At 66.4% G+C, this 21,269-nt stretch carries 15 protein-coding genes; 8 read left to right on the forward strand and 7 right to left on the reverse strand.

Annotated features, from left to right (window positions below; translation table 11 throughout):
• Positions 1 to 70 precede the first annotated feature (70 nt).
• From AC6LKG_RS14605 to AC6LKG_RS14625, 5 genes are all read right to left on the reverse strand, one after another.
• Positions 71 to 667: a heme acquisition protein HasA gene (locus AC6LKG_RS14605; protein WP_498165379.1), complete on the reverse strand. Its 597-nt coding sequence runs from the start codon at positions 665 to 667 to the stop codon at positions 71 to 73.
• Between the two features lie 142 nt (positions 668 to 809).
• Positions 810 to 3,986 carry a TonB-dependent hemoglobin/transferrin/lactoferrin family receptor gene (locus tag AC6LKG_RS14610; RefSeq protein WP_498165381.1) on the reverse strand — a complete coding sequence of 1,059 codons (3,177 nt, stop codon included), beginning with the start codon at positions 3,984 to 3,986 and terminating at the stop codon, positions 810 to 812.
• 300 nt (positions 3,987 to 4,286) lie between these two features.
• Complete coding sequence (locus AC6LKG_RS14615; protein ID WP_498165383.1) at positions 4,287 to 5,306, reverse strand: FecR family protein; 1,020 nt, start codon at positions 5,304 to 5,306, stop codon at positions 4,287 to 4,289.
• 70 nt (positions 5,307 to 5,376) lie between these two features.
• On the reverse strand, positions 5,377 to 5,886 hold the full coding sequence (locus AC6LKG_RS14620; protein WP_498165384.1) for an RNA polymerase sigma factor: 510 nt from the start codon (positions 5,884 to 5,886) through the stop codon (positions 5,377 to 5,379).
• A 192-nt stretch (positions 5,887 to 6,078) separates the two neighbouring features.
• Positions 6,079 to 6,918 carry an IclR family transcriptional regulator gene (locus AC6LKG_RS14625; protein WP_498165386.1) on the reverse strand — a complete coding sequence of 280 codons (840 nt, stop codon included), beginning with the start codon at positions 6,916 to 6,918 and terminating at the stop codon, positions 6,079 to 6,081.
• 344 nt (positions 6,919 to 7,262) lie between these two features.
• On the opposite strand from AC6LKG_RS14625, the gene AC6LKG_RS14630 reads away from it, so the two are divergent.
• The 8 genes from AC6LKG_RS14630 (at position 7,263) to AC6LKG_RS14665 (ending at position 17,426) form a co-directional block, all read left to right on the forward strand.
• Positions 7,263 to 8,279: a 2-dehydro-3-deoxygalactonokinase gene (locus AC6LKG_RS14630; protein WP_498165387.1), complete on the forward strand. Its 1,017-nt coding sequence runs from the start codon at positions 7,263 to 7,265 to the stop codon at positions 8,277 to 8,279.
• On the forward strand, positions 8,276 to 8,929 hold the full coding sequence (locus tag AC6LKG_RS14635) for a 2-dehydro-3-deoxy-6-phosphogalactonate aldolase (protein ID WP_049076405.1): 654 nt from the start codon (positions 8,276 to 8,278) through the stop codon (positions 8,927 to 8,929). The genes AC6LKG_RS14630 and AC6LKG_RS14635 overlap by 4 nt, the downstream gene beginning before the upstream one ends.
• Positions 8,926 to 10,074 carry a galactonate dehydratase gene (gene dgoD, locus AC6LKG_RS14640; protein ID WP_498165389.1) on the forward strand — a complete coding sequence of 383 codons (1,149 nt, stop codon included), beginning with the start codon at positions 8,926 to 8,928 and terminating at the stop codon, positions 10,072 to 10,074. Before AC6LKG_RS14635 ends, dgoD begins: the two co-directional genes overlap by 4 nt.
• 32 nt (positions 10,075 to 10,106) lie before the next feature.
• Positions 10,107 to 11,417, forward strand: a complete 1,311-nt coding sequence (locus AC6LKG_RS14645) for an MFS transporter (RefSeq protein WP_498165391.1) — start codon at positions 10,107 to 10,109, stop codon at positions 11,415 to 11,417.
• A gap of 232 nt (positions 11,418 to 11,649) precedes the next feature.
• Entirely contained in the window at positions 11,650 to 12,360 is a 711-nt protein-coding gene (locus AC6LKG_RS14650) for an ABC transporter ATP-binding protein (protein WP_498165392.1), read from the forward strand.
• Positions 12,357 to 13,745 carry an ABC transporter permease subunit gene (locus AC6LKG_RS14655; protein ID WP_498165394.1) on the forward strand — a complete coding sequence of 463 codons (1,389 nt, stop codon included), beginning with the start codon at positions 12,357 to 12,359 and terminating at the stop codon, positions 13,743 to 13,745. The genes AC6LKG_RS14650 and AC6LKG_RS14655 overlap by 4 nt, the downstream gene beginning before the upstream one ends.
• A 10-nt stretch (positions 13,746 to 13,755) precedes the next feature.
• Complete coding sequence (locus tag AC6LKG_RS14660) at positions 13,756 to 15,216, forward strand: ABC transporter permease subunit (protein ID WP_498165395.1); 1,461 nt, start codon at positions 13,756 to 13,758, stop codon at positions 15,214 to 15,216.
• 41 nt (positions 15,217 to 15,257) lie between these two features.
• Positions 15,258 to 17,426: a TonB-dependent receptor gene (locus AC6LKG_RS14665; protein ID WP_498165397.1), complete on the forward strand. Its 2,169-nt coding sequence runs from the start codon at positions 15,258 to 15,260 to the stop codon at positions 17,424 to 17,426.
• A gap of 3 nt (positions 17,427 to 17,429) precedes the next feature.
• On the opposite strand, the gene AC6LKG_RS14670 is transcribed toward AC6LKG_RS14665, so the two are convergent.
• Complete coding sequence (locus tag AC6LKG_RS14670; RefSeq protein ID WP_498165399.1) at positions 17,430 to 18,629, reverse strand: MFS transporter; 1,200 nt, start codon at positions 18,627 to 18,629, stop codon at positions 17,430 to 17,432.
• Positions 18,630 to 19,227: 598 nt separating this feature from the next.
• The gene (gene htpG, locus AC6LKG_RS14675; protein WP_498165400.1) at positions 19,228 to 21,117 is read right to left on the reverse strand and encodes a molecular chaperone HtpG; all 1,890 of its coding nucleotides are present in this window, start codon (positions 21,115 to 21,117) and stop codon (positions 19,228 to 19,230) included.
• Positions 21,118 to 21,269 lie beyond the last annotated feature (152 nt).

Consider the following 21,269-nt stretch of genomic DNA (forward strand, 5'->3'; position numbering starts at 1 on the left):
CGGCGGGGATAGGCCCGCCGCGACCGTGGCCCCGCGTGGCCGAGACGCCGCGGGGAAACTCACGGAAGGGTTATGCCGCCAGGGCGAGGTCGGTTTCGGTGGCGAAATTGTGGGCCACCAAATCAGCGACGGAGTGAGTAACGAGTTCGTTCCCCAAGGCCGCGAGCAGACCACCATGGGTATCAACACCAGCCTTGGTGTCGTCAATACCATCGACGTGACCGTTCATCAAACCCCAGATAATGTCGTGCACGTCGTTACCTCGCCCTTCAGCAACGTCGCCGAAAATCGGTCCATCGAACGTGAACGTAATCAGCGGGTCCACCATGTGACCTGCCTTGTCCACGCCGGCACCCAGCGTGATCGAGTCCAACTCGCCCCATACCGTATGCGCGGTCGGGCCATCACCCGCGTGGCCGCTGAACGGGGGGAAGAAGTAATGTATGTTTCCCTCGGCCACGAAGGCATAGTTGGGGACCGCTTTGCTGGTGTAGGCGTACTCGGTGCCGTTGAACATGTTGCCGCCGAAGAAGCCTCCCGAATTCGGCATGTTGGTGTGTTCGCCTTCCACACCCGTGCTCTGGAACGCAAGCAGCATGTCCATGAGCGAGCCCTCCATCGTTGCAGCGCTGAGGTGGTCATCGATATAGCTGATGAAAGCAGTCATGGTTGAAATTTCCTATAGGTAAAGATTGCACCGGGAACAGCCTACCCGGCGAGGCCGGCGTCGCAGCCTGCGAACGCCGTACATGCGACAACGCATGTTCCTTGCGCGGGTCGCGATGAGCGGACCCGCAACGATTCCTGTGTTAAAAGCGCACCTCCATCCCCAGCGTCACCGCGCGGCCTGGTGCGAAGGTACGAGCCAGGGCGTCGGAATACCCTTCCACATACATGCGGTTGGTCAGGTTCTCGACCGAGGCCATCAGCTTGACGTTGGCGTTGGCCTGGTAGCTGGCGTACCAATCCCAAGTGGTGTACTTGAACCAGACTTGGGAGCCGCCGGCGTCGCGGTTGTACCAACCTTCACCGCTGTAGTTGAAGCGCACACCGGTATCCAGCTTGCGCTCCAGCAGCCGCACGCCGATTTGGACCATGCCCTTGTCGACCGGCTTGGCGATGGCGCTGTTGAAGACGAAATTGCCGCACTCGACCTGGGCGTCGGCCCACTCCCGCCAGGAGTCATACCCCAGTGCAACGGCGTCGTTATGCTGAGACGGGTAGCTGCCGTCCGCATTGGGCTGGTCATATTTGTTGGGCCCCGACCCCAGGAAGTACAGGTCTTCGCAGAACTTGTTGGCGCCACCCAGGTAATGCGTGTAGCTCACGCCACCGTAGAGCCAGCCGGCGTCATAGCGCCCTTCCAGCTCCAACCCGCGGAACTGGGTGCGGGTGCGATTGTTGACGAAGGCGGTCAGCCCCGGCAGGGGGAGCCTTTCCAGTCCAGCGCCAGGCTGCACCACATCCATCGAGGAGAACATATAGTTGTCGGCTCGCGTGTCGAAATATCCGACCTTGAGCGACAAATTGTCGTCATCCAGCGCGACATCCTTGAATATGGTGTTGACGCCCACCTCCCAGGTTTGGGAGGTCTCGACATCCAACAGGGGATTGGGCAGGATCGTGGCGAATCCCTGCGTGGGATGGCTGCCGACCATCAGCAGTTCATTGATGGCCGGGGGACGCCAGGATTTTCCCCAACTGCCATACAACTCCAGCCAGCGGGCGGGGCGGATGGCGGCGGACAGCGCCGGCAGCAGCTTGCCGGCGCTACGGTCGACGTCGTAATCGTATAGGGCAGGCTGGTCCTCCAGCCATCGGGATGGATAGGCAGTTTCTAGTTCGCGCTTGTGACCGCCAATGCTGCTGAGGTGCTCCACTGAGGTCTTGCCCGTACGTACCCACGTCACCTTGCCGCTAGGGTCGATCTTCCTTTCAAGAGAGTAGAAAAGGTAGGCCGGATCGGCGTCCCACCACGCTTTCAAGGCCGCCAGGTCGCCGGTCCGCGCGATGCGGCAGCCTTCCCTATAAATCTCTCTGTAGTTTTCGTCGCGCGTCAGATTCGTGCCGCCAGCCGCCTGTGCGCACGCCGACTGCTCAACCTTATCCACGGTGCTTTGGTAAATCCGCGTCGTACCCGGCGTCTGAGTCCTGCCCTTGGCCTGGTAGCGCTCATAGCGCAGGCTCGCGGAGATCGTATAGAAATCGTCTTCCAGCTTTAGCTCGGCGAAGAGACTGCCCATGCTGCGGCGGCCTCGCGGATTGAGCGCGTCCTTGCCATCCAGGCCGAAGGGCTGGACCTCACGCCCCTCGACGTGCCAGCGCTGGGTAGAGGTGGTGCGATCCGTGAAGTACTCGATGCCGTAGTTGGCGCTGAGTAGCGCATTCTCTCCCACCGTGAACCGCGACGTGTTGTCCAGTTGAAAGCCAGTGGTTTGGGTGCGCAGGCGGCTGTCCCGATCGAATCCGTACTGTGAACAGATGTCCTTCGCATAAGACGAGAACTTGGTCTTGGTGTTGTCGCACGTGCCGGTGCCGGCGCTGTTCCAGTACTCGGTGTTGATGTTCTCGCGGATCAGCGCTGGATCGGTGACCGAGCCAAATGCGGCGGATTTCGGATAATTCGGTGTCGTGTGGTTCTTGATGCGGGTATCGACGGCATAGAGCTTTACGTTCAAGTCCAGCCACGGGTTGTCGGCCGGTTTGAGCTTGTAGTCCAGCGCGAAGCTGTTGGATTGCGCGTTGGAAGAGCCCAGCTTGCGCCAGGCGGTGCCGCTCTCCTGCACAGCGAGATTGGCGTCCATGGTGTAGGAATAACCCACTTGCGTGCCGACATAGCTGAATTGCAGGGACGAGGCGTCATTCAATTTCCAGCGCGCCTTGAACAGGCTGGAGTCCTGTTCCTGGGCGGCAAACTTCACATCGTTGTATTCGACTTTGCCGATGCCCCTGCCCTCGCTGTCAGTCACCCAGACCGAGTTCTGGCCTGAAGCGCCGCCATATGCGCCAATCCGATAATCCCCAATAGACCGCCGCGACACCGCCGCCATCACTTCCAGGTTCTCGCCTGCGCGCGCCGCGCCCGCCGCGCTGCCGATGAAATTGACGCCGTTCCCCTGATATCCCATCCCGGACGTGCCGCGCAGTTTCAGACCGATTTCCCTACCCTCGCGCAGTACATCCCCGAAATCCAGCGTCCGAAAATCCACGCTCCCCGCCATCGCGCCGGTGCCATGCACCCCATGCACCACGCCTCGCTCCACCACGGCCTCGGACAGGAGTTCCGAATCGACATACATTTCTCCGTTGCGCTGCATGTGTCCGTTCTGCACGAAATCCTGGCGCATGCCGTCGATCATCATGTTGACGCGGCCGAAGTCCTGCATGCCGCGGATGTTGATCGACAGGCCAGGGTTCTGGCGGTTGACGGCGCTGGCGACGCCGGGGGTGTCCTGGATGAGTTCGGCGGCGTGGCGCACCGGCACGCGGTCCATTTCTTCGCGCGTGACGATGCTGACGGCGCGGGGGGCCTGATAGACGCGCTCGTTGACATCGTTGCCGCGCACCACAACGGGCGCCATCGAGTACACCCGCGCACGCGCGCCGGGACCGTTGTCGACCAGTTGCACGTTCGGTCGGACAGCGCCCGCAGTCCGGCGATAGCGGTAGCCGATAGGACTGTTTCCCAGCAACCGGGTCAGGCCGGTCTCGATGCTGAAGCTGCCCTTGAGGGCGACGCTGGTGTAGGCCGACAAATCGACGTCGTTCATGTACAGGTCAACGCCAGCCTGACGCGCGAATGCCAGCACGGCCTGCGCCATCGCTTGAGCCGGGATGTCGAAAACGAACGTCCGCTGACGTTCATCGTCCTGCCGATCGGCGGGCTCCGCCATGCCCGCGGCACGCTCCTGGGTTTGCGCCATGGACACGCACGGTAGCGCCAACGCGCCCGCGGCCAGCATCCGACTCACAATACGGAACGTCACCTGTCTTCTCTTCACTTTCGTCTCTGGTTGTCTCTGATGCAAACGCGCATCATTACCATTAACGTTTGAGAATCGAAGTTCAGTAAAAAAAGTTCGAAAAAGGCAGTTCCCAGAGGGAGGGCGGTGCGGGTACGTCCTGACTTCGTCTTACTCGGGGCCCGACGCTGGCGGCGCGCGCACCGCGATTGGATCGTGCGGTCGGCACGCGAAAGGGTGTCGAATACAAATCAGCGTTTGTTTTTCCGCTTTACCAACCAGGCTTTGTAAAGCCGAACTCGACACTCAAGAAATCGACGCTTTTCAGTACAGCACCGTCACCCCTGGCAGCCGCAGCCGCGCAAGCCGCAGCTCGCTACAGAGCGTGGCCAGCGCGCCGTCGAGGTTATCCAGGTGGAACAGCGCATGCACCGGTCTGTGCGCCGCGGCGCGGTTCGCCAGGATCAACTGGCCCCGCCGGAAATCGCCGATGCGCCGCAGGACCTGCTGCAGGGGTTCGCCGTCGAAGATGAGATAGCCGTCGGCCCAGGCGGCCCCGCGTGCGGGCGCGACGGGGCTGCGCGCGATGCCGGCGGCGTGGCTGAAGGTGGCGCTGTCGCCCGCCGTCAGCGTCGTGTGTGCAATGCCCGCGGTGGGCGGGCGATCCATCAAGAGCGCGACACGATGCTGCAATACGCCCACCCAGCCGTGGCCGGCGTCCTGGCGCCGCACGGCGTAGCGCGTGCCCAGCGCGGTCATGCTGGCGCCCGCGCTTTCCACCACGAACCTGCGCGGCTCTGCCGCCCCCGTAGGCGCCGGCGAGAACACCGCTTCGCCGCGCAGCAGGCGCACCCGGCGGGTCGAGGCGTCGTATTCCACATCGAGCGCGCTGTTGCTGCCCAGCAATACGCGGCTGCCATCTGGCAACGCAAGGGAGCGGATTTCGCCGGCATCGTTGCGATAGTCGGCCAACCAGGGTTCGATGAGGTCCGGCCCATTGATCGTGCCGGCGACGACCAAAGCCGCGCATGCCAGCGCAAACGCGCGCCGGCGGGGCGCCATTGGATACGCTCTGCGCCATGCGGCGGCACAGGCACGCCAGGGGCTGCGCCGTGCCCGCGGCGCCGGCTGCGCAAGCGACGGCGCATCGCGGCAGGCGCCGGCCAGGGCCCAGGTCATTTCGGCATCGGCCAGGGCCGGACCGTGGCGCGCGTCACGCGCCAGCCAATGTTCGAGGCGGCGTTGTTCAACCGGGGTGAGTGCGCCAGCCTCCAGGCGCACGGCCCACAGGCTGGCCTGGCGGCGCAGGCGTCGTTCGCGGTGAATACATGATGGGATCTTCATGCGAGGATTAACGGCCCAGACGCGAAAGACAGTAAAAAAAGTGCCCGAGGCGCGTATTCATTGCGCGGGTTCACGGATCGCGCCCCAGACGTTCACGCATCAGTTCAAGCGCCATGGCCAGGTGCTTCTGCACCGAACTGGGCGAGATATCCAGATAGCGCGCGGCCTCTGCATGGCTCAGGCCCTCGACGCGGCAGAGCCTGAAAATCTGCCGCGTGCGCGGCGGCAGTTCGGCCAGCGTCGCGGCCAGACGCGCCAGTTGCCGGCGCACGTGCGCATGCACGTCAGGCGCGGCGCGCGGATCGCGCACGCCTTCCAGCAGATCGTCCGCCGCCAATTCGGTGCGGGATTGATGGTGATTGCGGCGATGGTCGATGAGCAGGCGATTGACGATGGCGTAGAGGTAGGCCAGCGCGCTGTCGCCCGGCGGGATGTCTTCCTGATGGGCCAGGAGCCGGGCGAAGCAGTCCTGCACCAGATCGGCGCTGAGTTCGGCTTCGCCGGTCTTCAGGAACAGGTAACGGCGCAGCCGCTCGGCATGGGCGGCATACAGGCGCTCGACATCGGGTTGGGGCGCCACTTGCTCGTCGCCGGGAGTCTACTCAGTCGTGATGAGCGTCATTGATGATTGAGCAAGAGACTAGCACCGATAGGGCGCGCTTCCGGCGGCGGTGGCATGAGGACTGGTCGGAGATTTGGCCGAGACCGGCGTTGCGGGCGAACGGCCCGCGCCACGTGCCGAGATCGCCCAATTCTTCGCCTGGACGCCGCGTTACTTGCCGGCGTCGCGCGCCTTGGCGGGCCCGCCCTGCACCTTCCAGCCCAGTTCCGCCGAAATGCGCGCCGCCGCGTCCTTGACCACATCGACCATGTCCCGCATGCGCTCCAGGGACATGTACGGCACGGTGCTGGACACGCTGATGGCGGCGACGATGCCGCTGGATGCGTCACGCACCGGCGCCGCCACGCAACGGATCGACGGTTCGTTGTCTTCCAGGTCGAAGGCGTAGCCATGGGCGGCGTAGTCGCGCATGCGGTCGCGGAACGCTTCCCAGGTCTGGCGGCCGCCGGGCGCGCGCGAGGACACCGGCGCGCCAATGCGATGCATCGCCTTCCATTGCGGCTCTTCGGCGTCGAGCAGTAGCGCCTTGCCCACGCCGGTGGCGGCCAGCGGCATACGGTGGCCGACGCGCGAACGCATCTCCAGCCCCTTCTTGCCGGGGATTTTTTCCAGGTACAGCACTTCGTCGTTGTCGCGCACCGCCAGGTGGATGGTGTCGCCGGTCTCGGCCGCCAGGCTATCCAGGTATGGCCGCGCCAGCGTTGCCATGGGAAAGGCTTCGCGGGCCTGGAAGCCGAGTTCGATCAGCTTGGGGCCCAGCACGTAGCCGACCCCGGCCAGCGAGCGCAGGTAGCGCTCCTGCACCAGGCAACTGGCGAGCCTGTGCGTGGTGCTGCGCGCCACGCCGATGTGGGCGCAGATGTCCTTGAGGTCGCGCGCGCCGGAGGCGACGGCCTGGATCACGCCCAGCCCGCGCATCAGGGTCTGCGTGCCGGCGGGCGCCGCGGCGTCGGGATCGTAGGCGGGAGAGGCGGGCGAGGAATCGGGCATGAGGAAGGAGTGTGAATCGAAACGTGGACCGGGCGGCGAAGACCGGCGGGAGGGCAAGGCAAGCGGTATTACGAGGCAGCGGCAAGGGCAAGCGGCCGGATTGGCTGCGCAAGGCAGCGGCATGCGGAGCTTTTTCAGTCACTGCAATTCCCTATATATGGGATTTAATTCTATATTTTGAGATTTTTCAAGCGCTGATCTAGAATTTTTCGCAGCCCGTCAGCCGCCTTCCCGGCGCGGTCGCGGGCTGACGACAACAAGGCCGGCCAGTCCCTGCATCCCGCGAACGTCGCCCCGCGCGCCCTCGCCCGCAGCGCCGCCGGCCCGAGACGAGACAGATTCTGATGACAACCGGATTACCTGCCCGCGCGGCCTTGATAGCGCTGGACTGGGGCACCTCTTCGCTGCGCGCCTACCGCCTCGATGGCGTCGGCCGCACCCTGGATACCCGCCACTTGCCGTGGGGCATCATGCGCCTGCCGCAGCCCTTGCAGGACGGCGCCGCCACCCCGAGCGGCCAATCGGGTTTCGAACTGGCGTTCGAGCAAGCCTGCGGCGACTGGCTGCGAGCCGAGCCCCACCTGCCCGTGATCGCCTGCGGCATGGTCGGCAGCGCCCAGGGCTGGCAGGAAGCCGCCTACCTGGACGTGCCGGTCGACCTGGCGCGCATCGGCACGCTGCTCACGCGCGTCGAGCGCAGCGGCGCGACGCCGGTGCACATCGTGCCGGGCCTGATCCAGCGCCACGGCCTGCCCAATGTGATGCGCGGCGAAGAGACCCAGGTGTTCGGCGTGCTGTCCGGCCAGGCCGGCGATTGCGCCGACAACGTGCTGATCGGCCTGCCGGGCACCCATTCCAAATGGGTCAACGCGCGCCGCGGCCAGGTCACGCATTTCGATACCTTCATGACCGGCGAGGTCTACGCCGCGCTGCGCGGCCACACCATCCTGGGCCGCACCATGATCGAGGCGCCGGCCGCCGACCTGGCGGCGTTCGAGCGCGGCCTGAAGGTCGCCGGCGTGCCGGCCGGCCGCGCCGGCGTACTGTCGACCATCTTCAGCACCCGCGCGCTGGGGCTGACCGGTCAGTTGGCCGGCGTGTCACAGGCCGACTACCTGTCGGGCCTGTTGATCGGCCATGAGATTGCCGCGCTGGCCGACATGCTGCACCTGCAAGGAGATCTGCCGCGCATCGTGCTGTGCGGCGACGACGCGCTGTGCCAGCGCTACATCATGGCACTGCGGCACTACGGCCTGGGCACGCCGCAACTGGCGCAACGCGCCACCGAGCGCGGCCTGTGGCACCTGGCGGTTTGCGCCGGACTGGTGCCCGCCGCCCCTTCTTCCGAGACCACACCATGACCCATACCGGACTGCAAACCGCCATGGCCCACTGCGGCCTGATCGCCATCCTGCGCGGCATCACGCCCGCCGAGGCCGTGCCCGTCGCGCAAGCGCTGTACGAGGCGGGCTTTCGCCTGATCGAGGTGCCGCTGAATTCGCCGGAACCGCTGGCGAGCATCCGCGCCATGCGCGACGCGCTGCCAGCCGACTGCCTGGTGGGCGCCGGCACGGTGCTGAACCCCGATGACGTGGCCCGCATCAAGGACGCCGGCGGCGAACTGATCGTCATGCCGCACAGCGACCTGGCCGTGGTGCGCGCGGCCAAGGCCGCCGGCCTGGCCTCGTGCCCCGGCGTGGCCACGCCGACCGAAGCCTTCGCCGCGCTGGCCGCCGGCGCCGACGTGCTCAAGATGTTCCCCGCCGAACAGCTCGGCCCGGCCGTGCTCAAGGCCTGGCGCGCGGTGATGCGCCCACCGATCGCGCTGGTGCCGGTGGGCGGCATCACGCCCGACAACCTTTCCACCTACGCCCAGGCGGGCGCCAGCGGCTTCGGCCTGGGCTCCGCCTTGTACAAACCCGGCCTGTCGGCCACCGAAGTCGGCCAGAACGCGCGCGCTTTCATCGCCGCCTGGCAACGCGCCTATCCCGCCCAGGAGACCCAAGCATGAAGATCACCAAGCTCACTACCTACATCGTGCCGCCGCGGTGGTGCTTCTTGAAGATCGAGACCGACGCCGGCATCGTCGGCTGGGGTGAACCGGTGGTGGAAGGCCGCGCCCACTCGGTAGCCGCCGCCGTCGAGGAACTGTCGGACTACCTGGTCGGCAAGGACCCGCGCAACATCGAGGACCACTGGACCGTGCTGTACCGCGGCGGCTTCTACCGCGGCGGCGCCATCCACATGAGCGCGCTGGCCGGCATCGACCAGGCGCTGTGGGACATCAAGGGCAAGGACCTGGGCGTGCCGGTGTCGCAACTGCTGGGCGGCAACGTGCGCGACCGCATCCGCGTGTATTCATGGATTGGCGGCGACCGACCGGCCGACACCGCCGCGGCCGCCAAGGGCGCGGTCGAGCGCGGCTTCACCGCCGTCAAGATGAACGGCACCGAGGAACTGCAGTACATCGATTCGTTCGACAAGGTCGAGAAGTGCCTGGAGAACGTGGCCGCCGTGCGCGACGCGGTCGGCCCCAACGTCGGCATCGGCGTGGACTTCCATGGCCGCGTGCACAAGCCCATGGCCAAGGTGCTGATGAAAGAGCTGGACCCGTTCAAGCTGATGTTCATCGAAGAGCCGGTGCTGAGCGAGCATTACGAGGCGCTGAAGGAACTGGCGCCGCTGACGTCCACGCCGATCGCGCTGGGCGAGCGCCTGTTCTCGCGCTGGGACTTCAAGCGCGTGCTGGCCGACGGCTACGTCGACATCATCCAGCCCGATCCGTCGCACGCCGGCGGCATCACCGAAACGCGCAAGATCGCCGCCATGGCCGAGGCCTACGACGTGGCGCTGGCGCTGCACTGCCCGCTGGGCCCGATCGCGCTGGCCACTTGCCTGCAGATCGACGCCGGTTGCTACAACGCCTTCATCCAGGAACAGAGCCTGGGCATCCACTACAACGCCGCCAACGACCTGCTGGACTACGTCAGCAACCGCGAGGTGTTCGCCTACGAGAACGGCATGGTCGCGATTCCGCAGGGCCCCGGCCTGGGCATCGAGGTCAACGAGGAATACGTGAAAGAACGCGCGGCGGTGGGCCACCGCTGGCGCAATCCCATCTGGCGCCACGCCGACGGCAGCTTCGCCGAGTGGTAGGCCGGTAGAAAAAAGCGAAAGAGGAGCCCCCCTTGACCACCGCCACCCACCCGGGCCTGCAAGACGCCCAACGGCCGACGCGCAGCCGCTATCTCATCATGGTGATGCTGTTCATCACCGTCGTCATCAACTACCTGGACCGCAGCAACCTGTCGATCGCCGCGCCCGCGCTCAAGGACGAATTCGGCCTGGACACGGTGCACGAAGGGCTGATCCTGTCGGCCTTCGGCTGGACCTACGCCGCCATGCAGATCCCCGGCGGCTGGCTGGTGGACCGCGTGTCGCCGCGCGTGCTGTACGCGGCCGCGCTGATCCTGTGGTCGGCGGCGACGTTCTTCATGGGCTTTGCCGGCAGCTTCGTGATCCTGTTCGTGTTGCGCCTGGCCGTGGGCGCGCTGGAAGCGCCCGCCTATCCGATCAACAACCGCGTCGTCACGACCTGGTTCCCGGAAAAGGAACGCGCCACCGCCATCGGCTTCTACACCTCGGGCCAGTTCGTCGGCCTGGCATTCCTGACGCCGGTGCTGGCCTGGCTGCAGCATCACTACGGCTGGCACATGGTGTTCGTCAGCACCGGCCTGCTGGGCATCGTCTGGGGCGTGCTGTGGTACCTGATCTACCGTGAACCGCGTCAGTTCAAGGGCGCCAACGCGGCCGAAATCGAGCTGATCCAGAAAGGCGGCGGCGTCGTGGACCTGGACAAGCGTGTGACCGAGAAGAAGGCCCCCTTCAACTGGAACGACCTGGGCCTGGTGATGAGCCAGCGCAAGCTGTGGGGCGTGTACCTGGGCCAGTTCTGCCTGACCTCGACGCTGTGGTTCTTCCTGACGTGGTTCCCCACCTATCTGGTGAAGTACCGCGGCATGGACTTCATCAAGTCGGGCTTCCTGGCATCGGTGCCGTTCCTGGCGGCGTTCATCGGCGTGCTGTGCTCGGGCGTGCTGTCGGACTTCCTGATCCGCCGCGGCGCCACCGTGGGCCTGGCGCGCAAGCTACCGATCATCCTGGGGCTGCTGATCTCGACCTCGATGATCGGCGCCAACTTCACCGACTCGACGCCGTGGGTGATTTTCTTCCTGGCGGTGGCGTTCTTCGGCAATGGCCTGGCGTCGATCACCTGGTCGCTGGTGTCGGCGCTGGCGCCGGTGCGGCTGCTGGGGCTGACCGGCGGGGTGTTCAACTTCGTCGGCAACCTGTCGTCGATCTGCACGCCGATCGTGATCGGTTTCCTGGTGTCGAAGGACAGTTTCGCGCCGGCCATCGTGTACGTGTCGTCGCTGGCGCTGCTGGGCGCGCTGTCGTACATCCTGCTGGTGGGCAAGGTGGAGCGGATCGAGGCCTGACCGGCAAGCACCGCTGCCGCAATGACGAAGGGCGCCCACGTGGGCGCCCTTCTGCTTTGGATCGTCGTTTTTGCCAGAGTTCCGCGCGAGGGATGGCGATATAATCACGTTATGTTATATCATATCTAACGATAGTCATTCCCAACAGGTCCGGAGGCCCTTCCTTGGCGCCCTCCACTCCCTGCCCCCTCCCCTTGAATTTCCGGCATCTTCGGACGAAGAAGGACTCGCAGTGCTCGAAGCCATCGGCCTGACCAAACGCTACGGCGACCAGATCGCGCTCCACCCGCTGGACCTGCGCATCGAGCCGGGCGAAATCTATTGCCTGCTGGGCGCCAATGGCGCCGGCAAGACCACCACCATCAACCTGTTCCTGAACTTCATCGCGCCAGACGGCGGCCAGGCCCTGATCCACGGTTTGGATGTGGCGCGCGAACCGCTGGCCAGCAAGCGCCACGTGGCCTACATCCCCGAGCAGGTGAACCTGTACGGCACGCTCAGCGGGCTGGAAAACCTGCGCTACTTCGCCGCGCTGGCCCTGGGCGAAGCACCGCCGCGCGCGCGCCTGTTGGAACTGCTGGCCGAGGTCGGCCTCGATCCGGCCGCGGCCGACAAGCGCGTTTCCGCCTATTCCAAGGGCATGCGGCAGAAAGTATGGATCGCCGTCGCGCTGGCCAAGGATGCGCGCGCGCTGCTGCTGGACGAACCCACCTCCGGCCTGGACCCGTCCGCCGCCGCCGAATTCACGCGCCTGCTGCAACGCGCCGCCGAGCGCGGCGTCGCCATTCTCGCCACCACGCACGACCTGTTCCATGCGCGCCAGACCGCCACCCGCGTCGGCATCATGAAACGCGGGCGCCTGATCGAAAACCTGGACGCCCGCCAGCTCGGCGACCTTGACCTGCAGGCCTTGTACCTGGCGCACATGAGGACAGAGGCATGATCCTCCTGATCGCTCTCAAGGATCTGCGCGAACGCCTGCGCGACGGCCGGCTCTACTGGGCCGGCGGCATCGTCGCGGTGCTGTTGCTGACGGCCCTGGCCGTCGGCTACCTGCATCAGCGGGAAGCGCGGGCCGAACAGGCCGCCGCCCAGAACACCGACTACAGCGACTGGCTGCGCCAGGGCGCGCGCCACCCGCACGACGCCGCGCACCAGGGCATGCACGTCTTCAAGCCCGACACCACGCTGGCGCTGCTGGACCCCGGCATCAATCCGTATATCGGCAGCACGGTGTGGCTGCAGGCGCACCGGCAGAGCGAGGTCAAGTTCCGCCCGGCGCAGGACGCCACCGGCCTGCAACGCTTCGGCGACCTGTCGGCGGCGTGGATTCTGCAGGCGCTGGGGCCATTGCTGGTGATCGTGCTGGGCTTCAACGCCTTTTCCGGCGAACGCGAACAAGGCATCCTGCGCCAGACGCTGAGCCTGGGCGTGGCGCCCTGGCGCCTGCTGTGGGGCAAGGCCACGGCGCTGGCCATGAGCCTGGGCCTGCTGTTGGCGCCGGCCGCCCTGGCCGCCATCGCGGCGGTGTGGCTGGCCGGCGGGCGGGCCGATGCGCTGTGGCGCTTCGCCGTGCTGGCGGGCGGCTATGCGCTGTACCTGGCGGCCTTCATCTTCGTGACGTTGGGCGTGTCGGCGGCCGCGCGCTCGTCGCGCGTGGCGATCACCGTGCTGCTGGCGCTGTGGATCGCCAATACCGTGATCGCGCCGCGCGTCATGGCCGAACTGTCGCGCGGCCTGTATCCCAGCCCGACGCGCCTGGAATTCAACCAGGCGCTGCAGGACGACCTCAAGGCCACCTCCGACCGCGTCTGGATGCAGGCCTTCGGCACCACCGAACGCTGGAGCCGCGACGTGCCGCTGAACAAATGGGGCCTGGCGCTCAAGCTCGACGACCAATCCAGCTATGCCGTCTACGACCGCCATTTCGGCCGCCTGTGGGACACCTGGGAGCGGCAGCAGGCCGTGCAGGAAGCGGCCGGCTGGCTGATGCCGCTGCTGGCGGTGCGCGCGCTGTCGGCCGCCATGGCCGGCACCGACTTCGCCCACCACCGCGACTTCACCACCGCCGCCGAACAGCAGCGCCGCGTGATCCAGGACATCGTCAGCGCCGACTTGGTGGCGCACGCCGACACGCTGGAACACCAGCATTTCTCATATCAGGCCAGCCCGTCGCTGTGGGCGCGCGTGCCACCCTTCAAGTACCAGCCGCCCGCGGCCGGCTGGGCCTTGCACCAGGCGCGCCTGAGCCTGTTGATGCTGGGCGCCGCGCTGCTGCTGAGCCTGCTTTTTGCCTGGCGCGCCGTGGCCCGCCAGACCGCCCTGTAGGAGAACACCGGTGCACGATACGCAACTCCGCCGTTTCGGCATGGTCCTGCGGCACGAACTCCGCCTGCTGACGCGCGAGCGCGCGCTGTGGCTGTGCGGCCTGCTGTTCCTGCTGCTGGTGGGCTACGCGGTCTTGAACGGCCTGCTTCAGACGTCGCTGCGCGACGAGGCCCAGGCCGCGCTGGCGCGCGCCGATGCGCAGAACCGCGCCAGCCAGTTGGCGCAGTTGCAGCGCATCATGGACGGCAGCGAAACCCCGACGCCGTTCGGCAACCCGGCCAGCCCCGCCAACATGGGCGGCGGCCTGGGCGCGCACTACGCCATCATGCCCAGCGTGCCGCTGGCGCCGGTGGCGCTGGGCCAGACCGACCTGTTTCCGTCGCAGTTCAAGGTGACCTACGACAGCAAGGTCAACTTCATCCACAACAACGACATCGAGAACCCCTGGCACCTGCTCAGCGGACACTTCGACCTGGCGTTCGTGGTCATCTACCTGCTGCCGCTGCTGATCTTCGCGCTCGGGCACAACCTGCTGTCCGGCGAAAAGGAAGACGGCACGTTGCGCCTGCTGCTGTCGCAGCCGCTGGCGCTGCTGACCCTGATCAGCGGCAAGATCGCCTTGCGCGCCGCAGTGCTGCTGGGCGCGGCGGTGCTGCTGCCGGTGGCCGCGTTGCTGCTGGCCCGCCCCCAGGCGTTGCAGGCCGCCAGCGCCACCCTGTGGTGGGCCCTGCTGGTCGGCGCCTACGCGCTGTTCTGGTTCGCGGCGGTGGTGGCGGTCAACGCCTTCGGCAGATCATCGGCGGCCAACGCCATGATCCTGATGGTCGGCTGGGTCCTGCTGGTGCTGGTGGTGCCAGTGGCCCTGAACCTGGTGGCGGCCTACGCCAGCCCCGCGCCGTCGCGCGCCGAACTGGCCACGCGCACGCGCGTGGCGACGGCGCTGGCAATGCGCGACAACGCCGCGCTGCTCTCGACCGACTACGGCCATATGGACAAGCCGGACGCGCTGATTCCGCGCGACGGCCGCCTGGAAATCACCGGCCGCCCGCTGGGCCATGCCCGCGTCGAGCGCCAGGTGGATGCCGCGATGCAGCCCGCACTGGCGCGCTTCGATGCGCAAATGGCGCGCCAGCAGGCGCTGGTCGCGCGCTACAGCGTGCTGTCGCCGGCGGCGGTGGCCTATGAAGGCATCACCGCGCTGGCCGGCACCGGACAGCGCCGCCACGCGCACTTCATGCGGCAGATCGATGCCTACCACCGGGCCTGGAAGGACTTCTTCCTGCCCCGCATCGAGGCCAGCCGCGCCATCAGCCCCGCGGACTTCCCGGCCATGCCGGTCTTTCATTGGCAAGAAGAAGACCCCGCCACGGTGCGCGCCCGGGCCGCGCACGCACTGCTGCAACTGCTGGCGCCCGCCGCGCTGTTGCTGGCCCTGGCCGGCTGGCGCCTGCGCCGCTACCGCGTCGTCTAGACAGGTTTTTCACCCCCCCCATCGAGTTTCGGGAAAGCGTCATGAAAAGAGTCGTATCCACCGCCGCCCTCGCGGCCTGCACCGCCGTGCCCAACGTCCAGGCCCAGGAGGCCGAACTGCCCGCCATCCGCGTGGAAGCCGCCAGCGATGCGGACAGCCTGCACCTGGACAGCCGCAGCAGCAGCGCCTCGCGGCTGGGCCTGACCCTGCGCGAAACGCCAGCCTCGGTCGAAATCGTGTCGCAACAGGCCATGCGCGAGCGCGGCGCCAGCACGCTCAGCGAAGCCCTGCGCGGGGCCACCGGGCTGGCTGGCGGCGGCCCGCCGTCCTCGCCCACCACGCTGTCCTCGCGCGGCTTCACCGACATCCTGTACCTGTACGACGGCCTGCGCATGTCGGGCGCCGGCTCGACCAACCGGGTCGAGGACACCTGGAACTACGAGCGCATCGAGGTCCTGAAAGGCCCGGCCTCGGTGCTGCAGGGCGACAGCGCCATCGGCGGCATCGTCAACTTCCAGACCAAGCGCCCCGACCGCGACAACCCCTCGCGCGAAGCGATGTTCTCGTATGGCAGCTATGGCAGCACGCGCACCGGCATCGGCCTGGGCGACAACTTCGGCGAGACCGGCGCCTACCGCATCGACTACAGCCACAACGACACCCGCGTCGGCACCATCGACCGCAACGGCAACAAGCTCGACCACCTGACCACCGGCATCGCCTTCGACGTGGCGCCCGCCACCCGCCTGGATCTGTCGTTCGACTACTCGCGCGATACCGGACACGCCTATTGGGGCACGCCGCTGGTCCCGCGCGGCCTGGCCAAGGACCCCACCGGCGTGGTCAGCACGCCCGACGGCCGCGTGCTGGACCGCGCGCTGGCCGGCAAGAACTACAACGTGCTGGACGACCGCAACGAAGCCGAATCCTATTGGGTACGGGCGCGTGTCACGCACCGGCTGACGCCGTCATGGACGCTGCGCAACGAACTGGCGATGAACAAGGTCGACCGTCTCTGGAAAAACTCGGAATCGGCCACCTTCAGCGCCCCCGCCTTCATCGACCGCGACCAGACCATCATCACGCACCACCAGCGCTACCTGATCGACCGCTTCGACGCGACCCATACCGGCACCATCGGCGGCCTGTCGAACAAGTTCGTGATCGGCGGCGAACTGAGCAAGACCACGCTGGACAGCGAACGGCGCTTTTCCAACCGCGCGGCCAGCACCGGCGATGCCCTGCGCGTGTCGCTGTGGAACCCGAACGTGGGCTATTTCAATGACGACCCCGCGCTGATGAGCGGCCCCGGCAATCGCACCAACTACACGACCGAGGTGCGCGGCGCCGCGTTGTTCCTGGAGGATTCGCTCAAGCTGGCCGCCCCCTGGACCGTGGTGGCCGGCTATCGCCATGACCGTATCCGCGTCGAACGCAGCGTCACCGACCTGAACGCGGACACCCACAGCGCCTTCGGCACCCGCTACGCCGCCAACTCCGTCCGCCTGGGCACCGTGTACGACCTGACGCCATCGTCGTCGGTCTACGCCCAGTACACCAACGCCACCATCCCGGTCGGCACGCTGTTCCTGCTATCGCAAGGCAGTTCCTCGTTCCCGCTGGCCAAGGGGCAGCAATGGGAAGCCGGTTTCAAGCAAAGCCTGGGCGACCTGGAGTGGACAGCGGCGGTCTATCACATCAAGCTGGAAAACACGCTTACCCGCGATGCCAACGATCCCCGCGTAACGGTCAACAACGGACGCCAGTCCTCGCGTGGCGTGGAATTGTCCGCCGACTGGCGCATCACGCCGCAGTTGACGCTGTCGGGCAACATCGCGGCGCTGAACGCGCGGTTCGATTCCCTGACCGAGGCCGACGGCACCTCGCGCGTGGGCAACACCCCGCCCAACGTGCCCGAGCGAGTCGCCAACCTGTACGCCAACTACCGGCTCAAGGACCTGCCAATGAATCTCTTCGTCGGCTTGAACCACACCGGCAGGATCTACACCGACAACGCCAACCAGATCCGCATCAACAGCCACACCACGGTGGACGCGGCGATCAGCTACCGCATCCGGCCGGCGCTGATCACCTTCCGCGTGCGCAACCTGACCGACAAGCTCTACGCCTACTACGGCGGCCGCGCCACCAGCCAGGTGCTGCTGGCGCCAGGCCGCACGTACGAGCTGGGCGCCACGTTCGAGTTCTGACGATCAGCAACCCTGAACCGCCAGCTTGCGCTGGCGCTGGTTGGCGGCGCGCTGCCACAGCACCAGCGCCAGCCCGGCGGCGGCGATGGCCGCGCCGGCAACCGGCACCGCGGCATAACCCAGGCCGGCCGAGATCACGCCGCCACCGGCCGCCGCGCCCAGCGCATTGCCCAGGTTGAAGGCGCCCACGTTCACCGACGAAGCCAGGCCGGGCGCGTCGGTGGCGGCGCGCATCACGCGCATCTGCAGGGGCGGCACCACGGCGAAGGTGCCGAAGCCGAAGATCAACAGGCCGATCGCGGCGCCCACGGGGGTCTGCGCCAGCCACGGGAACGCCAGCAGATCGGCGATCACCAGCACCAGGAAGGCGATCAGGCTGCCATCGAGCGAGCGGTCGGCGAAGCGGCCGCCGGCCGTGTTGCCGACGGTGAAGCCGATGCCGACCAGCACCAGCATGGCGGTCACGAAGTTGGGCGACGCGCCGGTCAGTTCGGCCAGCGTCGGCGCCACGTAGGTGTACAGCGTGAACATCGCGCCCGCGCCCAGCACGGTGGTCAACAGCGCCACCAGCACCACCGGGGTCTTGAGCACCGCCAGTTCGTGACGGATGTCCGGGCGCCGCCCGGCTTCGCCCGCCGGCAGCGCGAACCACAGCGACAGCATCGCCACCAGGCCGAGCACCGAGGTCGCGGCGAACGACATGCGCCAGCCGATCACCTGGCCCAGCCAGGTCGCAGCCGGCACGCCGCCGACGTTGGCGATGGTCAGCCCCAGGAACATGGTTGCCACCGCGCTGGCCTGCTTGTGGCGCGGCACCACGCTGGCGGCCACCAGCGAGCCCAGGCCAAAGAAGGCGCCGTGGTTCAGGCTGGTCACCAGGCGCGCCAGCAGCAGCGTGGCATAGTTGGGCGACAGGGCCGACAACAGGTTGCCGAGCGTGAAGATCGCCATCAGCACGATCAGCGCCTTGCGGCGCGACCAGCGCGACAGCGCCAGCGTCATCAGCGGCGCGCCGACCATCACGCCGATGGCGTAGGCGCTGATCAGCATACCGGCGCTAGGGATGGACACCCCCACGCCGTCGGCGATCACGGGCAGCAGACCCATCGGAGAGAATTCGGTGACGCCGATGCCGAAGGCGCCGACGGCCAGCGCCAGCAATGGCAGGCCGGCTTTCACCGGCGGGGTTTCATGGGTGGACATACGGGTTCCTTGGTTGGATGCGCCGACCAGGTCATCCAGAGGCTTCGCGGCAAAGGCCGGGGCGTGGGGCGGGTCTGATCGGAAGACAGGCGGCCAGTATGCCGGGTACACCCTTGCGGAAAAAGCAAGCAAACGTGGAAAGACTTTTGACCTGGAGTCACGAATGACGTGGGGGCCCAGGAAGCGGGCTGGATCAGCCCGGCAATTCCCAGCGCTTGGCGAGCTTGCGGGCATTGGCCCGGATCCACTGGCCCAGACGCTCGATCAAGGTGCTTTCCGTCCCCGCCGAGTTCGGCGGAGGTTTGGATGGCGATGGACGCTCCATCAGCAGAAGATGGCGAGGGCACGGGACAGTCTCCGAATTACCGTACGTTATGTTTATGCGGATATACCGACGAAAGACAGATAAACTTCCCGATCGGTGATTTTTATGACCGAACCGCCGCACTTCCGCTTAAAAATTACCGATCGGGAATTTTTGTGGTCGCTTCCACCCATGCGACAGCGTGGTGCCGCGCATGGCGAAGCCTCGATCTTGCGCCCTCGACAATAAAAAAGGCGCCCTCGCGGGCGCCTTCTCACCTGTCACACCAACCCTTTACTTCAGCAACAGCGCATTCAGCCGCTTGACGAACGCCGCCGGGTCGGCGATCTGCGCGCCTTCGGCCAGCAGGGCCTGGTCGAGCAGCAGGCGGGCCCACTGGTCGAACTCGCCATCGTCGGCGGCGCGGATGCGCGCCAGCAGCGGATGTTCCGGGTTGATCTCCAGCACCGGCTTGACGTTGGGCGCTTCCTGGCCAGCCGCCTTCAGCATGCGCAGCAGGTGCGGGCTGAGTTCGTTCTGGCCCACCACCACGCACGCCGGCGAATCCACCAGGCGCAGCGTCACGCGTACTTCCTTGACCTGGTCTTCCAGGGTCTTCTGCAGGCGCTCGACCAGCGGCTTGAAGTCCTCGGCCACTTCGGCCTGGTGCTTCTTTTCTTCCTCGTCGGCCAGCTCGGCCAGGTCGAGGCCGCCCTTGGCCACCGACACCAGCGACTTGCCGTCGAACTCACGCAGGTACGACAGCATCCATTCGTCGACGCGGTCGGACAGCAGCAGCACCTCGATGCCCTTCTTGCGGAAGATCTCCAGGTGCGGGCTGTTGCTGGCGGCGGCGAAGGTGTCGGCCGTGACGTAGTAGATCTTGTCCTGGCCTTCCTTCATGCGGCCCACGTAGTCGGCAAACGACACGGCCTGGGCCTGGTCGCCGGTGTGGGTCGAGGCGAAGCGCATCAGCTTGGCGATGCGTTCCAGGTTGGCGTGGTCTTCGCCCGCGCCTTCCTTGAGCACCTGGCCGAACTCCGACCAGAACGTGGCGTAGTCTTCCGGCTTGTTCTCGGCCAGGTCTTCCAGCAGCGACAGGATGCGCTTGGCCGAGCCTTCGCGGATGGCGCGCACGTCGCGGCTTTCCTGCAGGATCTCGCGCGACACGTTCAGAGGCAGGTCGGCCGAGTCGATCACGCCGCGCACGAAGCGCAGGTACGACGGCAGCAACTGGTCGGCGTCGTCCATGATGAAGACGCGCTTGACGTACAGCTTGACGCCGCGGCGGCCGTCGCGGTCCCACAGGTCCATCGGCGCGTGCTTGGGCACGTACAGCAACTGGGTGTATTCGCTGCGGCCTTCGACGCGATTGTGGGTCCAGGCCAGCGGGTCGTCGTAGTCGTGCGACACCGTCTTGTAGAACTCGCGGTACTGCTCTTCCGTCACGTCGGCCTTGTTGCGGGCCCACAGCGCGTTGGCCTGGTTGACCGTTTCGAGTTCGTCCTTTTTGACCTGTTCGCCCTTCTCCGCATCCCACTCTTCCTTGGCCATGCGGATCGGCAGCGAGATGTGGTCGGAATAGCGGCGCAGGATCTCGCGCAGCTTCCAGCCGTTGAGAAGATCGTCTTCGTCGGCGCGCAGGTGCAGCGTGACGTCGGTGCCGCGCGCGGCCTTGTCGGCGGCGGCGATGGTGAATTCGCCCTGGCCGTCGGATTCCCAGCGGATCGCGTCGGTGGCGCCGGCGCGGCGGCTGACCACCGTGACCTTGTCGGCCACGATGAACGAGGAATAGAAGCCCACGCCGAACTGGCCGATCAGTTGCGCGTCCTTCTGCTTGTCGCCGGTAAGCTGCGAGAAGAACTCGCGCGTGCCGGAACGGGCGATGGTGCCCAGGTTGGCCACGGCCTCTTCGCGCGACAGGCCGATGCCGTTGTCGGAGATGGTGATCGTGCGCGCTTCCTTGTCATAGCTGACGGTGATGGCCAGCTCGCCATCGCCTTCCAGCAGCGCCGGGTTGTCGATGGCCTCGAAGCGCAGCTTGTCGCAGGCGTCCGACGCGTTCGACACCAGCTCGCGCAGGAAGATTTCCTTGTTGCTGTACAGCGAATGGATCATCAGGTGCAGCAGTTGCTTCACCTCGGCCTGGAATCCCAGGGTTTCGGACGTGGCGTTCTGGCTCATCGTTGTATGAAAAAGTCGGAAAATTAGGGACAAAAGGAAGCCGGATAGCAGGGCACACGGCCCCGGCGTTTTCCGGGAAACCCTATTGTGATGGGGGCCATCTGAAATATTTCAAGGCCGGGTCATGCGGCGGCCGTTCCGATGCCGCGTCT

It is taken from the genome of Achromobacter sp. 46006 (assembly GCF_059761975.1).